General features: G+C 44.7%; 9 protein-coding genes. 4 read left to right on the top strand and 5 right to left on the bottom strand.

The genetic code is table 11. The features are described 5' to 3' along the window. Positions 1–5: 5 nt before the first annotated feature. Positions 6–2,108, bottom strand: a complete 2,103-nt coding sequence (locus VEJY3_RS09205; protein WP_014232188.1) for an alpha-galactosidase — start codon at positions 2,106–2,108, stop codon at positions 6–8. Between the two features lie 231 nt (positions 2,109–2,339). Here VEJY3_RS09205 and VEJY3_RS09200 point away from each other — a divergent pair, with 231 nt between their 5' ends. After that, entirely contained in the window at positions 2,340–3,401 is a 1,062-nt protein-coding gene (locus VEJY3_RS09200) for a LacI family DNA-binding transcriptional regulator (RefSeq protein WP_014232187.1), read from the top strand. A gap of 215 nt (positions 3,402–3,616) precedes the next feature. Here VEJY3_RS09200 and manA read toward each other — a convergent pair whose 3' ends face one another. From manA to mngA, 4 genes are all read right to left on the bottom strand, one after another. Further along, positions 3,617–4,810 carry a mannose-6-phosphate isomerase, class I gene (manA, locus tag VEJY3_RS09195; RefSeq protein WP_014232186.1) on the bottom strand — a complete coding sequence of 398 codons (1,194 nt, stop codon included), beginning with the start codon at positions 4,808–4,810 and terminating at the stop codon, positions 3,617–3,619. Between the two features lie 13 nt (positions 4,811–4,823). Then, the gene (locus tag VEJY3_RS09190) at positions 4,824–5,963 is read right to left on the bottom strand and encodes a glycerate kinase (RefSeq protein ID WP_014232185.1); all 1,140 of its coding nucleotides are present in this window, start codon (positions 5,961–5,963) and stop codon (positions 4,824–4,826) included. Between the two features lie 42 nt (positions 5,964–6,005). Next, positions 6,006–8,645 (bottom strand): mannosylglycerate hydrolase, encoded by a 2,640-nt coding sequence (gene mngB / locus VEJY3_RS09185; protein WP_014232184.1) that lies wholly within the window; start codon positions 8,643–8,645, stop codon positions 6,006–6,008. Positions 8,646–8,801: 156 nt separating this feature from the next. Next, a complete protein-coding gene (mngA, locus tag VEJY3_RS09180) occupies positions 8,802–10,736 on the bottom strand; it encodes a PTS 2-O-a-mannosyl-D-glycerate transporter subunit IIABC (protein WP_014232183.1) in 1,935 nt (644 codons plus the stop codon). A 311-nt stretch (positions 10,737–11,047) separates the two neighbouring features. On the opposite strand from mngA, the gene VEJY3_RS09175 reads away from it, so the two are divergent. The 3 genes from VEJY3_RS09175 to VEJY3_RS09170 all read left to right on the top strand — a co-directional run bounded on the left by VEJY3_RS09175 (position 11,048) and on the right by VEJY3_RS09170 (position 14,015). Continuing rightward, positions 11,048–11,791, top strand: a complete 744-nt coding sequence (locus VEJY3_RS09175) for a GntR family transcriptional regulator (RefSeq protein ID WP_014232182.1) — start codon at positions 11,048–11,050, stop codon at positions 11,789–11,791. Between the two features lie 1,015 nt (positions 11,792–12,806). Then, positions 12,807–12,938 carry a hypothetical protein gene (locus tag VEJY3_RS26075; protein ID WP_258164892.1) on the top strand — a complete coding sequence of 44 codons (132 nt, stop codon included), beginning with the start codon at positions 12,807–12,809 and terminating at the stop codon, positions 12,936–12,938. Between the two features lie 129 nt (positions 12,939–13,067). Further along, entirely contained in the window at positions 13,068–14,015 is a 948-nt protein-coding gene (locus tag VEJY3_RS09170) for an IS30 family transposase (protein WP_014232181.1), read from the top strand. Positions 14,016–14,465 lie beyond the last annotated feature (450 nt).

Below are 14,465 nucleotides of genomic sequence, written 5' to 3'. Positions count from 1 at the left end.
GAGGTTTAAAGTTTTTTCAGGTGAACAATAAGCGCCGACTCAGGGTCGAGAATAGGGAGTGTTACCCCAATTTCTTTTAAGTTGTCACCACTGAGTATCAGGGTTTTATCTAGCCATTTTGGACGTTGTTTCATCAACTGGAAGCTGGTTTTTGGCATTTCAACGATCTTGATTTCGTAACGCGTGTTTTCATCCGCACAATTGATTCGAAGTGGGGATGGCAACGCGTAGTTTGGCATTGCCAACTGGCACACCGTAATCAGCATTTCTTGCCCGTTCTCTACGCCATAGATGTTCTGGTTTTGATCAGCAGGGTCGATGCGGAAGGTACGTCCAGAATGCAGCAAATCGCGATACTGTTTATGCAGCTGAATGTAATGGGCGAAAGCTTGCTTTTCTTCTTTACATTCTCTTACAGGGTCTAGTTCCACGCCCATGTGGCCACTTAATGCTGTCACGCCACGCATGTTGATCGCATGACGACGATTGGTTGAGTGACACTCGGCTGGACCAATATGAGCGCCCATCACTTCCGGTGGGAAGAAGTAGCTCATGCCACGTTGAATCGCTTGACGCTCCAGCGCGTCATTACAATCAGAAGCCCAGAAGCGGTGAGTGCGCTTCAATATTTCGAAATCAATACGGCCACCACCAGAAGAACAAGACTCAATCTCAACGGCAGGATGGGCGGCTTGAAGTTCATCTAATAAACGGTAAAGGGCTTTAGTTTGATCATGCACTGCTGGTTTGCTTTGATGCCCTGGTTGTACCAACTCGCGGTTCATGTCCCATTTCAGGTAACCAATGTTGTAGCGAGTCAATAAGTCATTCAGACGGTCGAACAGGTAGTTGAAGCAATCTTGATTTTGTAAATCCAGTACGTATTGCCAACGGCCCGAAGGTTGGTCATAGCCTTGCAGACTTAACACCCAATCTGGATGTTGGCGATACAGGTTAGAGTCTTGGCTGACCATCTCTGGCTCAACCCAAAGACCAAACTCCATGCCTTGATTGTTCACGTGTTCGATAACAGGTTCGAGACCATTAGGGTATTTGGTTTCATCTAAATACCAGTCTCCAAGTCCCGCACGTTCGCCATCTCGGCCAATGAACCAACCGTCATCAATAATGAAGCGCTCAACGCCCATTTCAGCGGCTTCGGTAGCCATCTCCATAATGTAGTCAGGCTTATGGTTGAAATAGATACCTTCCCATGTGTTTAGGTGAACAGGGCGTGGTTTATTGCTAGGAAACTTAACAATGTTGGCGCGAACAAACTCGTGGAATCGCTCTGAAATACCGTTCAAGCCTGAGGTGCTGTAGGTTGCGTATAGCCAAGGTGATTGGTACAGTTCACCACTCTTCAGGCGCTTTTCTCCAGACAGTAACAGTTCACCTGCTTGAACAAAACGACGACCATCACTACGAACGTCAGCACGCAATTGATGGTTACCACTCCAGCCTAGATGGAAGCCCCAAACTTGCCCTAATTGCTCACTGAAACCATTGGTGCCAGCAAATAGTCCAGGGAAGTTTTCATGAGAGGTGCGACCGCGGCGGTTTTCTTGCATAAAACCCCCATGCTCAAAGTTCAAGCGTTGAGTCTGAAACTCATGGCACCAACGTCCGTGGAAAGTCATCAGCTCGTTGGCATGGTTTGGAAGTGGTAGAGTAGAGGAGAGCTTGCCCAAGCAATATTCGCCAGCAGCCGTGTTCTTAACGGTGATGCGTTTTTGTACCACGTCACTTCTAAAATCCATTTGCAGCTCTATTAATAACTCAAGTCCCGCAACGTCGTCTTGAAGCGTAAATGTTGCACTGTTATCGTCGTGTTCAATGGATTTGGTTTTGAATACTGGCGCCCAGTCATTGCCATTTCTATGTCCATCAATTCCCGGCGCATTGAAGTGACCACTACCTAGTTCTGGACACAGTGAAAGTGGGACATCAACATCGAGACGAGCCTGAGAAATAGGGCGCTCTGTTGATAACATTAAGTCCGGATCGATTTGCGCGATTTTTGCTCCCCAATGAAGGATTTCAGGAACACGATCAACTTTAATAATCATGCTGTGATTCTTGGATTTTAGGTGAACGATTCTTTGCATTTTATTTTCCTGTTTACGAAAACATTCAATTTAAAAATAATAATGCGCTTATTAAGTTGTATTTCGACATAACTGCCATTTAAGTGTGATCTAGAGGAGGATTTTGAGTTTAAATTTGTGGCCTAGATCGATTGTTTTCGGAAACATTAAATGGTGTTTGTGTGACACTGTTCACGAGGGGGGACGCTTGAATTTGTTATCGTAGATGATAAATAAAAATTGGAGAACACCATGGCTGTTACTTTTAAAGATGTCGCACGTTTAGCGGGGGTTTCAACACAAACTGTATCACGTGTAACCAATGGTGCAGATAACGTGGCGGAAGAAACTCGTAAACGAGTGAATAATGCGATCAAAAAGCTTGGCTACGTGCCGAATAAAGGTGCACAAATGCTTAGCCGAGCCAAATCACGCATTATCGGCATTGTCTCTTTGGATATATCGCTGCATGGTGTGGCATTAATCGCCAACGGCATTCGCAACCAAGCTCACGAGATGGGTTATGCGACTGCGCTGACAGTATTAAGTGAAAATTCCATTGATGAATTTCGAGGAGCAATTCGAGAACTGATCGCCCAACAAGTTGATGTCATTATTATCAATGCGCCCGTAGCACGAGATACGGCGGAGAGCCTTGTCGAGCAGTTCAGTCAACTCACAATGGTATTTATTGATGTTCCTGAGGGGACGTTGGTTAATCACGTAAGTTGTGACCACAAAACGGGAGCGTACCTCGCCGTGTCTCATCTGATTAATCAAAAGCGCGAAGCTTTTGTGTGTATTTCAGGGCCAGAAGCATCGACGGCCTCGATGCTACGATACAAAGAATGGGAGTCACAAATTCAGCAACATGGGCTTACACTAGCTGCATTCTACGAAGGTGATTGGCAAGCCGCCAGTGGCTACAATGCAATTAAAGATGCAGTGCTAAAAGGTATATCTTTTGATGCGGTCTTAGTCGCCAATGACCAGATGGCGCTGGGCGTATTATGTGCGCTTTCCGAAGTGAGCATTAATGTTCCTAAAACCGTGTCCGTAGTCGGGTTTGATGGTATTCAGGACAGTCAATTTTTCTCACCTCCTTTGACGACGGTTAAACAAGACTTTAACGAACTCGGGCGTAAGGCGGTCAAATTGGTCCTAAGCCAGGTGGAGAAGGGGGCGGGAATTATCTCTGAAGTATTGCCCGTTAGTTTGGTGGTGAGGCAAAGTTCAGGTGAAAAATCGAATGCTTTGTATGATAAGCAGTCAGTGCTTAATTATCTGGAAAACATTCGTCGCCTATTGCCCTAACGAGGAGATTTACATTCAGGAATATTTATTATGAAGAAAAATTACCCACCAATGAACGTGAGCATTGGTGGGAATGGCCCAAGGAGGGAGTAACGTCGGCCATATGTAACGTGTTTATATTTGATAACAAGCACTGTTTTTTTTTCAAATTAACAGTCACGAAAAATGAAGATAATGTTAGTTGGTTAGTCTTTGCGTTTCGCTCTTGCTTTTAATTAATTAAATGCACGAGCTAATGTGCCGTTCCCTTCGCATAAATACTTAACGGAATGACTGCTAACAAAGACGGATTCTCCTGCTTTTAGATTTATTTGATCCTGCTGGTTGGAAATGGTCACTTTTCCTTCAATACAAAATAGAATCTCTGGACTGCGAACGAATTGTATGATGTTTTGATTTGCGACAGGTACAACTTCAAATCCAAAATCGTCAACAGGAATTGGGTAGCTTAATTTCCCGTTTTTATGGATGGGATCAAGTTTTATATGTGCTGGATCAATGGGTATAAACGTCGTATTTTCAATCAGCTCTGGCACATCTATGTACTTTGTGGTTAAGCCTGCGCGTAGCACGTTATCTGAGTTCGCCATAATCTCTAAGCCGGTGCCTTGAACATAGGCGTGTGGTGTTTCCGCATGCAAAAACATAGCTTCACCTGGTTCAAGCTCAATAGTGTTTAGCATCAATGGTGAAAACAAACCGATATCATCGGCATAGTACTGACGAAAATCTTTAATATAACCATAAGCCTCACGAGCCATCGCTGTTTTTGCTGGGCGCTCAAGACTCGTGTAAAGCTCTTCCAGTGCTTGTTGCTTGCGTTCACCTTCCAGAGACATAATTGCAGAAAAAAAGCCTTTGAGACCGTCACTGTTTGGAGACGCTCTTAATGCACTGATTTCTGCTCTAAGCGTTGTAATATTCGCGTGCTCAAACAAAGTTAAAATTTGTTCTATTGGCCTGAAACCATTCATCGCTTTGTAAAAGGTCAGCGCATAAACTAGCTCTGGCTTATGGTTTGGATCTTTGTAATTACGGTTTGCCGCGTTAAGCGGAATACCTTGTTCATTTTCACGAGCGAAACCCATTTCAGCTTTGCTTTTGCTTGGGTGAACCTGGATCGAGAGTGGCATTTCTGCGGCCAACACTTTAAACAAGAAAGGCAGCTCGCCAAATCTTTCCTTTGTATAGTTTCCCAACGATTGAACTTTGTTTTGGTTTATTACATCGGATAGCAATTCATGGGTTTCGGCTTTGCGCGAACATCCGTTTGGGTGTGCGCCCATCCAAATTTCAGCTTGGGGTGAGTTGTCAGGGTTTTCTATACCAAAAAGTTCTTTAATCGCATCACGACTGCCCCAAGAATAGTTTTGAATGGTATTCTCAAGCTTAAAAAATAAATTTTTCATAGTGCAATCCTCTTTAGATTAACGTTTTACCTAGTTTGAGAGTTGCAGCAATATTTCTTGCTGTTCTTATCAAATTTTCTTCGGCTTCTACCAGGACTTGTGAGAGACACTGAGGGCTGCGCACTGAACCAAATACGCTATCAATATGTGAGTAAAGCTTCTGAATATCTGTCCCCAAAGAGCCTGCTATCGCGATCACAGGGACATCTTTTTCTTTGGCATACCTTGCAACCCCCCAAGGTGCTTTACCTTGTATAGTTTGGTTGTCCATTTGCCCTTCACCGGTTATAACGAGGTCCGCACTTTTGATGATGCTCCTGGCATCTATAGCTTCCAAAACCATATCAATACCAGGCTTTAATTGAACGTCGAAAGCTAGCGATAAACCTAGTGGCGTCCCTCCAGCAGCCCCATATCCGGGAGTGAATAGTGGGTCGAATTGCTTGTTAGGTGAAACGAAAGAGGAAAAAGTCATGAGACCCGTATCTAGCTTATCTATATCAGCCACCGAAGCACCTTTTTGAGGGCCGAACACATGACTCGCTCCGTGTGGACCACACAACGGGTTCGTGACATCGCAGGCCACTATCATCTCAATATTTTGACAACGAGAGTCGAGACCTTTTAGATCGACTTTGCTAAGCCGAGATAAATCTCCTCCCCCTCTAATCAATTCATTACCTTGAGAGTCATATAGGTGGCCTCCAAGTGCTTGAATGATACCTGCGCCTCCGTCATTGGTAGCGCTTCCCCCCAAACCAATGAGAATTTTACTCACACCATGGTCCAGAGCGCTTTTAATTAACTGACCCGTACCGTAGGTAGATGTAAAGAGAGGGGCGCGTTTTTCTTTCGTGAGTAAGTCTAGCCCTGAGGCCGCAGCAACTTCTATGAGTGCGGTGTTGCCGTCATCTAACAAAGCCCAGTGTGCGTTGATCCATTCACCCGTTGGTCCTTCAACTTGCGTTTTCTGCAATGAGCCACCTAAGCTTTCCAGTAGCACATCCACAGTTCCTTCACCGCCATCCGCGAGAGGAAGATGCACGTATTCGGCATTTGGAAATGAGTCGCGAAAACCCCGTTCAATTGCAGAGCAAACCATCTTAGCGCTGAGTGATTCTTTAAAAGAATCTGGGGCGATTACAATTTTCATGAAGATTCCTTAAGCTCCGCATGTCGCGGAGCTATGGTTAACTTAAAATTTCACTTGGAAAGACTTAACCTGACACGGTTTCAGCATGCCGAACGATGCTGTGTCTACCTCATTTGGTAACACTTTTTCGTCTAGCTGTGTTTCTTTCCATGAGGCCACTTTTGAGGTGAACGTCACTGTGTCGTTAATCACGTCGCTTTCTGATGGGTTGTAAACGCGTAGGATGAGCGCATCTTCGTCTTCTGCTTTCTTCAATACGCTCAATACTGCGCCGTCTTGCGATTTGTTCAACAAGCTGTGTGTTAGTGGCAGGTTTTGCTCGCCAACGTTGAGCTTCATTGCGTTGTAAGGAATTTTGTTGTAGCACTGGATTGGAGTCACGTTGTCACGCGCCGCTGCCATGACGTTTGCTTCGATGTGGTTTCCTGCGAAACCGAACAATGCGAATTCACAAACAATCTTGCCGCGTACTTGTGAATCTGGCGTTGGTATCTTGATACCAGATGGACGACCCGGACGAAGTAACAACTCTTCTTTACCCAACACGCCGACACCACGCAGAAGGGTTAGGGCGAATGTGTCTCGCTCTTCATTACCTTGGCTTGAAATCACTTCAAACTCACGCAAACCGTTGCTCATTAACGCCATACCACCTTGTGCGTTTTCAACCGCGGCAAAGTTCATTAGCTGGTAAACTGGTACAGGCGCTTCTTTCCAGCCGTCTGCTTCCCAGTTCGCCATTTCTGGATCGTTCGTTGGGCGAGTGATCAAGCCGAACTGGTTATCCGCTACCACGGTTTCTGATACAAACGGTGTTGGTACTAGTACGCGTACGCGGTGGTCGTCAGCTTGGTTGTCCAGCTCCATACGAACTTCAATACGGCGTGTACCTTGTTTCAGAACCACTTGGCAGTTCACATCTAGGTACCCGTTTTGGCCTGTGCGCTCTTCACGTTGTTGTAGGTTCTCAGGCAAGTTCATGCGTAGCTTGATGGTTGCGACAGACTGGAAGCCTTCGTGCTTCACATTCACTTCTACATCGAACTCGTCAGAGTACAGTAGCCACTCTTTACGAGAAGGCGAGTAGTCGTATTCGTCGCCATCATCAGAGCCGTCTTCAATGCGCAGCGCTTGCTCGTAAAGATGCTCAGTCTCTTTGTCGAAGATGTTCAGAGTACCGTTTGCATTTACGTTGATGCGATAGAATTCATTCTCAAGAAGGAACTCTTTTTGCTCAGCCACTTTTTGCGTGCCTTTCTCGTTGGCTTTAATGTGTAGGGTTGTGAAGCCCATAGCTGGCACTGAATGCTTGATTTGAATGTCGTACTCGATAAACGGGTCGTAGTTACCGTAATGTACGATCTGACGGTCAATCTTACCTGGGTCAATGATGCGCTGGTCTTGAATGAAGTACTCAACTGGTGTGCCATTTTCATCAAAGATATTGAATTCTTCTGCTCGGATTGTGATGGTGGTGTTGACCACCTCTTCACGAGCGTATGGAGATAGGTTGAATAGCGCTAACTTGTCGCAGCCTTCGCGTGTTGGCATGTGGTCAACAATCTTGCGTTTGTAGAAGTTGATCAGGTTGGTTGCCATGTCGTCAGCAAGGATGTAGCGATTTAATATCTCGGCGTGCACTTTGTCTGAGCAGCAGCAGCCAATTGAATCGTGAGCATGATTCTTCATGCTCTCCTTCCACATTTTCTCGATCAAGCCGTGGTGGTATTCAAATCCGAGTGTCCAAGCGATAGACGCTAACGGCTCCAGGATGTTGACGATCTTATTCTCGACTTCTGCGTGGATGAGTTTGATGTCCATACGAGTTGAAGAGATAGTGCGATGTACGCGCATGTATTTACCGTCGTTGAACTCGCCTTTGATGGTGTCAAGTTGCTCGCGCTCGGCTTCAATACGCTCGAACGCTTCTTCAAAACGGCTCATTTTGAATTCTTTATCTGGGTAGATTTCACGCAGCTTATCCATCACCTCGAAGATGTCTTTTTGGATAGGCATTTGGTCGTGACCGTTTGGTAGTAGAATGTCTTTGGTGACTGACGGTTTTTCTAGCACAGGGAAGTATTTATCTAGACGGGCGCGTAGGCCTTCCTCGTCTTGCGGCAGATATTTACCAATCGCGTAACCCAATGGCAATATTTGCGCTGAAACTTCGCTGCCGTCGTTTGATTGCCATAAGAACTCGGTTTTATTTGTGCCGTGTCGCTCTGAACAACCACGCCAGAACATGGCGCGATTGATTCCGAAACCGTTGTAGATAGCGGGGAGCTGCGAACTCATAGAGAATGAATCTGGTAGGTAGCCAATCTTCATTGGCTCGCCTAGTGCTAGACAATCGCGCAATCCGTAAAGCATGTTACGCACGATAGATTCACCAGATACTTGCATCGTATCCGTTTGAGAGTACCAAGGACCAACAATCAGTTTACCAGCTTGTACGAGTTCACGTACGCGTTCTTTATTTTCTGGTTTGATAGCGAAGTAATCTTCCAGTACGGCGGTTTGACCGTCCAGCACGTAGTATTTGTAGTCTGGATCGTTTTCCAGACGAGTCATGATTTCTTCCATGTTGTTCACTAGCAGAATACGAGACTCTTCTGTAGTGAAATACCATTCACGATCCCAGTGCATGTGAGGAGTAATATGAACGCGAGATGTAGTCATAACTTTTACCGTCTTAGGCAATAATTGCCGTTAATTTGTTTTAAAATTGATTGTTTTCTATTCGCTTTTGCGGCGTTTAAGTTTGCCGACGAATATTTTGGGCGCAGTAATCCCGCGCCCAAAGCTCGAGTTGAGCGAATCTATGAGTGATTCGAATTAATTTTGTGCAGTAGCCTCAGTGGCAAATTTGCCCTTTTTTACAGCATGTGCTCGCCACATAATGAGGGTGATGGTCGAGATGGTTGCACCAACCAGCGCAGCGCTAAACCAGATTGCTGCGGCGGTGAATGCGCCCAGACCAGCATCATGCAGTAGGAAGATTGAGAAAATACCTGCGCCTGGAGTTGATAGACCGATACCAGCTGCACCTACCATTGCCCCTGTTACAACAGAGCCAAGAAGGAATGAGCCAATTACACGAATTGGATCTTCAATCGCCATTGGGATAGCACCTTCTGTGATGCCAGCAAGACCAAGCAACCACGTTGATTTACCCGTTTCGATTTCAAAGTCCTTGAATAATCGAGGCGCAAGCAGAGTTGATGCAGTTACTGTGAACGCTGACACCATTTTGACCGAACCAAAGATGGCATACGGACCGTAAACACCGTTCGCCATTGCACCCAGACAGAAAGCGTAAGCCGCCTTGTTTACGGGACCACCAAGGTCGAACGATACGAACAAGCCAATCACCGCACCCAGAAGTAGGGCGTTCGTGCCAGACATGCCGTTTAGCCAGTCCGTCAAACCTTGGTTTAACCAAGCTACGGGTTTACCGATAACGAACAGCATGAGTGAGCCGGCAACCAAAGTACCGATAACAGGGTATAAGTAGAAAGTTAGGAAACCATTGAACGCAGGGTTTAGACGTACGTTTTCTTTCACCCAACGCATGACGTAACCTGCAATCAAACCACCGACAACGCCACCAAGGAAGCCAGAGCCGATAAGGTTGGCTGCGATACCTGCTGCAAAGCCAGGTCCAAGTGCTGGTTTATCTGCCAATGAGTAAGCCGTGTAAGCTGCCAGTACAGGCACCATCAATGTGCCTAGTAGACCGCCACCTAGCTTGCGGTACATCCACAACCAAGAGCCTTCTTCTGCATACAGATCTTGGAGGTTGAACATTTGCGCCAATAGCACGGCAACAGCAAGCACGGTGCCGCCTGCAACGATCAGAGGAACCGCGTAAGAGATACCTGATAGCAACGCTTGTTTAAGTTCCGTTTTGAGTGGTAGTTTTTTCGGTTTGTCGTTTGTTGCGACCGCTGCGCCGGCACTTCGACCTGCTTTACCCGCTTCTACTGCTTCGTTAAGAATACGTTCGGAGTGTTTGATTGGCTCTGCTACAGGTACTTCAACGCGAGGAATGCCTTCAAAGCGCTCTAACTCTTTGATCGCTACTTCTGCTGCGAAAACGACCGCTGTTGCACTGTTGAGCTGTTCGGCAGTCAGACGATCTTCGATGCCGTTTGCGCCTTGTTTTTCAACGTGAACGTTATAACCGAGCTTCTTACCTGTCTTTTCAAGGTACTCTGCTGCCATGTAGGTGTGAGCTATACCCGCTGGGCAAGCTGTGACACAAACGATTGTTGGCGCATTTGTATCTAATTCGCTGTCCTTTTTTTCTGGTTCGCCTTGTCCGTCAAGTAATGAAATAATTTGTTCTACATTTGTAGCATTCAACACTGCTTCACGCACGTCATCATCCACGAGGGTTGTAGTCAGTTCGGTCAACAAGTGCATGTGCGTTGAACCTGCTTCTGCATTTGGAATAGCAATCAGAAAGATCAGGTTTACGTCTTCGTCTTCATCTAGTCCTTGCCACTTTAGGTCTTCTTTTAGTGTAGCCACAGCAAATGCAGCTTCTTTTACTGCATCCGTCTTACCGTGTGGTACTGCTAAACCTTCGCCAAGTGCCGTCGGTCCTTGCTCCTCGCGTGCAAATACCGCTTGTAGATATTCTTCCTTGTTATGCAGTTTGCCTTGCTGGTTTAGCTGTTCGGCAAGTGCACGAATCGCTGCGTCACGACTTTCGAACGTCGTTTGTAGGTTTATCAGCGATGGGTTTGTAAGAGAGGTTAATTTCATAACGTTTGTCCCATTGTCACATTCGACATTGTTGTACATTCAACAATAGCTATAATAATACATCTTAAATACAAATGATCCGTGATCACGATCTCAATTGAGTTATGATATGTATTGATGTTGTATTGTTTGTGTTGTTTTTGTATACTTATATTTGAACAAACGCTTGTCATATTGACCTTATTTCGTATTATAGGGACTAGAAACTTAATCTTTCTTACAATGATAGTTCACCTTGGTGTGACTGGTTTCGAGTTGTATCAAATAGGTTTATTTAAACTATCATTTGTATTGTTTTTGTAGAGGTAAGTATGTCAAGACTGCCAATGTATCGTCAGATTGTGAATGCGATTCGCGATAAAATCAGCGACGGTGAATATAAAGTTGGAACCGCGCTTCCTACCGAAGCTCAGTTGCGTGAAGAATTCTCGTGCAGTCGAGTCACGGTTCGCCAAGCATTAAAGTTGCTGATTGAAAATGGGGAACTGGAAAGTGTGCAGGGTAGTGGAACCTATGTAAAAGAAAACAAGATTAACTACGATATTTATCAGCAGAGCAGTTTTGCGGAAAAGTGGGCGCATTTAAATGTGATGACACACAGCGATGTGTTAGCGTTTGAAATCACCAAAGCGTCGCTTACTATGGCGGACTTGCTGGATATATGCGAAGGAGACAAGATCTATTACGTGAAACGTGTTCGTTATTTGGATGACAGTCCAATCACTGTTGAAGAAACGTGGTTACCAACTGATATGTTCCCAGATCTGACTTATCAAGTAATGCAAGGATCTAAGTACCACTTTATCGAGAAAGAGAAGGGGATGGTGATTGACCGCAGTGAGCAAGAAATCATTCCGGTACTGCCACCGCAGGAGATTGCCGAGTTGTTAGACATCGATCCTACTCAACCGATCATCGAGAAGCGCACACGTGGTTTCTTACAAGGTGACGTGGTGTTTGAATACAGTCGCAATTACTTCAAATCGACTGACTACAAATTTACGCTAGTTGCTCATAGAAATAGAACGCCAAACACACTTAGTCGTTCAGTTTAGGGACGCAGGTTGTACTACTGAGAATTATGGAAGTGACTTCTACAGTGTTCTATTAAAACTGCTACTAGCAGAAGCAAATGTTTCTTAATATTTGTTTATTCACAATACTAAGTATCATTCTTTCGGTTTTTTGTATTTAAACTATATCGATATACAGTGAAGTTCAAAGCAGAGCGTTTTGGCCGCATTTTTCATTGACTTTGTGTTGAGACACTCGATTTCAATCAGCCCAGTTCTCGAAAAGCATCGGCAATTAGTCGATGGCGGTTTCTCTAAGACTTCGAAACTTACCACTTATCGAGAGTAAGTTACCGCTTACAAAAGCTAGTACCTGCTCTTCGTTAAATCAATCCTGTGGGTAGTATACTGCGGCGTTAGACATCTCTCGCCGCATTGACCATTTCTACTATATCCCTAGTTCTATGTGGTGCGCAGGCCACAGCACGAAGCACCATATCATTGTTTCGGTCAAAGTTATCCTTTAAGCTGCCATAACGAATAGTTTGCCCCCGTGATTGACGACCTTTAAGAGTGCCTTAAGTCACAGTTAACCCAATCGGTCATTTGTAATCTGCGGCGGGAGCCGCTTCCCGTGAACGAGCACTGTTTACACAGTGCATTGGTCAATAATTGAATAGTTTTAATCAAACCAAAGTTTATAGTGCAATTTACCCCCTCTAGAGGGTAAGTCGGCTTTTACCCCCGATAGGGGGTAAAGAGGTTTCCTCCCACTAGTCCATATTTCTTATTAGATATAAATAAGCTTAAAAGTAAATATAAGTCATTGTTTTTAATGTAAATAGTGGTTGGCTGGGCAGTTTTTATTGGTTTTAATATACCTGAAAACTTTCTATCTCTACTTGCGTAAAGATTGAGTTAAATAAATGAAACAATAATAAAAATATTCGTGCGTATTTCGGTGATTGCGATCGCTCGTTTCCGCTATTTTTCAAGCAATTCGTCACCCTAGCGGTGAGAAGGAGGGTATCACTAGTAAATAAATGGAGTAAATATTATGAATTTCAATGTAATTCAAAAGAACAGAAAGTACTTTGCTGCGACAACAGACAATACCAGAATGGACAAGAAATTGACCGTCATACCTCACCAAATGCATTTGAATCAGATGAGCACTACTACTGGTTAGATATCGCAATGAGTGTTTGTTAACCCCGATTTCAGATAATAAGTGGGACATTCATGGAAAGGTGTAGAAGAGGAAGCCAACTGCTGAAAGTGGTACGCTTTTCTCGCCAAAGAAACAAGCAGTACTACCATGAATTATCAGCAGTTGACCGAGGGCAGAAGATACCAGATTTCTGCTCTTTTGGAACGGGGAATTTCGGTTTCTGAAATAGCTAAAACCGTTCAGTGCCATCGCTCTACGGTATATCGGGAGCTTAAACGCGGCAGCAAAGGCAGTCATTATTGCCCAAGCGAAGCTCAGGTATTCTCAATCAAAAAACGCACATCAGCGCGTAAATACAAAATCCCAAAGGAGCGTGTTGATTTTATCCGCCTCCTTCTAGAAGCAGATTGGAGTCCAGAGCAGATTTTCAGTGTATTAACTAGAGTCGGTGCCGCTGTCAGTCATGAGTGGATCTACCGATTTGTCGCGCAGGATAAACGCTTGGGAGGCGAGTTATATCGCAACTTGAGGCAAGGTCACAAGCGGTATCGTCGCGGTAGAAAAGAGAAAGCACCAGCGATCAAGAATGCTGTTTCTATCGATGATAGGCCAAGCATCGTTGACAGTAAGGAGCGATTGGGTGATTGGGAAATCGACAGCGTATTAGGCAAACATGGCACTGGTGCTATGGTGACCATTTTAGAGCGTAAAACACGATTTTACGTGGTCAAGAAAGTGCCATCGAAGTCAGCAGATGATATCACCCAAGCCACCATAGAGCTACTCATGCCTTACAAGGAACATGTCCATACCATCACGGCAGATAACGGGAGAGAGTTTGCAGGCCACGAAACCATCGCAAAGGCGTTGGAGGCTGATGTGTACTTTGCCCATCCTTATAGCTCTTGGGAGCGTGGAGCCAATGAGAATGCTAACGGGCTTTTAAGGCAATATGTGAAGAAAGGAACCGACTTAACAACGGTAACAGACAGCGATATTGAATTCGCTGTATCACGGATAAATTATCGACCGAAAAAGTGTTTAGACTTCAAGCAACCAGCGATTGTCTTTAAAGAAATGGCATTGGCTGCTTGATATTGGAGAGTGTCGCACTTCGCAGTTGAATTCGGGATTACTCAACTTAATAGTTAGAATGCAAGCAACCCCCCTTAAAGTCTAGACGTTGCTTGCATCTTTAGTTAGATCAAAGTATTACCTTGTGCAATCCAGCCTTTCCTTGACCACCAAAAATCAACCCACCATCATTTTTGATATAAAATGTGCCTTTCTCCTTTTTGTTCATTTGTATGGTAGTGTTGCCTTCAACGCTATGATTCAACACATTCGGTTTCTCATGATTTGCGGTCAGTTTAATCACATCAAAGCCGAATTAGTATGAAGTAAATATATCGTATCGTGATGACAATATCTTCTTTTCAAGAACACACCTCAGTACCAATATAATTACGGTCAGATATAGAATTAGAGTATAAGAAACAAGTTTAGGTTTAAAAGAATTTAGCAAAGATATAATCTGACAGCTAT

It is taken from the genome of Vibrio sp. EJY3 (genome assembly GCF_000241385.1).
Taxonomy (GTDB): Bacteria; Pseudomonadota; Gammaproteobacteria; order Enterobacterales; family Vibrionaceae; genus Vibrio; species Vibrio natriegens.
The sequence above is the reverse complement of the archived record's forward strand: the minus strand, read 5'-3'. Positions and strand labels throughout refer to the sequence as shown.

Bases quoted from the DNA above. Each gene is read 5' to 3' on its own strand.
- VEJY3_RS09170 (WP_014232181.1), top strand. From the start codon at position 13,068: ATGAATTATCAGCAGTTGACCGAGGGCAGAAGATACCAGATTTCTGCT.
- mngA (WP_014232183.1), bottom strand. From the start codon at position 10,736: ATGAAATTAACCTCTCTTACAAACCCATCGCTGATAAACCTACAAACG.
- mngB (WP_014232184.1), bottom strand. From the start codon at position 8,645: ATGACTACATCTCGCGTTCATATTACTCCTCACATGCACTGGGATCGT.
- VEJY3_RS09190 (WP_014232185.1), bottom strand. From the start codon at position 5,963: ATGAAAATTGTAATCGCCCCAGATTCTTTTAAAGAATCACTCAGCGCT.
- VEJY3_RS09175 (WP_014232182.1), top strand. From the start codon at position 11,048: ATGTCAAGACTGCCAATGTATCGTCAGATTGTGAATGCGATTCGCGAT.
- VEJY3_RS26075 (WP_258164892.1), top strand. From the start codon at position 12,807: ATGAATTTCAATGTAATTCAAAAGAACAGAAAGTACTTTGCTGCGACA.
- VEJY3_RS09200 (WP_014232187.1), top strand. From the start codon at position 2,340: ATGGCTGTTACTTTTAAAGATGTCGCACGTTTAGCGGGGGTTTCAACA.
- manA (WP_014232186.1), bottom strand. From the start codon at position 4,810: ATGAAAAATTTATTTTTTAAGCTTGAGAATACCATTCAAAACTATTCT.
- VEJY3_RS09205 (WP_014232188.1), bottom strand. From the start codon at position 2,108: ATGCAAAGAATCGTTCACCTAAAATCCAAGAATCACAGCATGATTATT.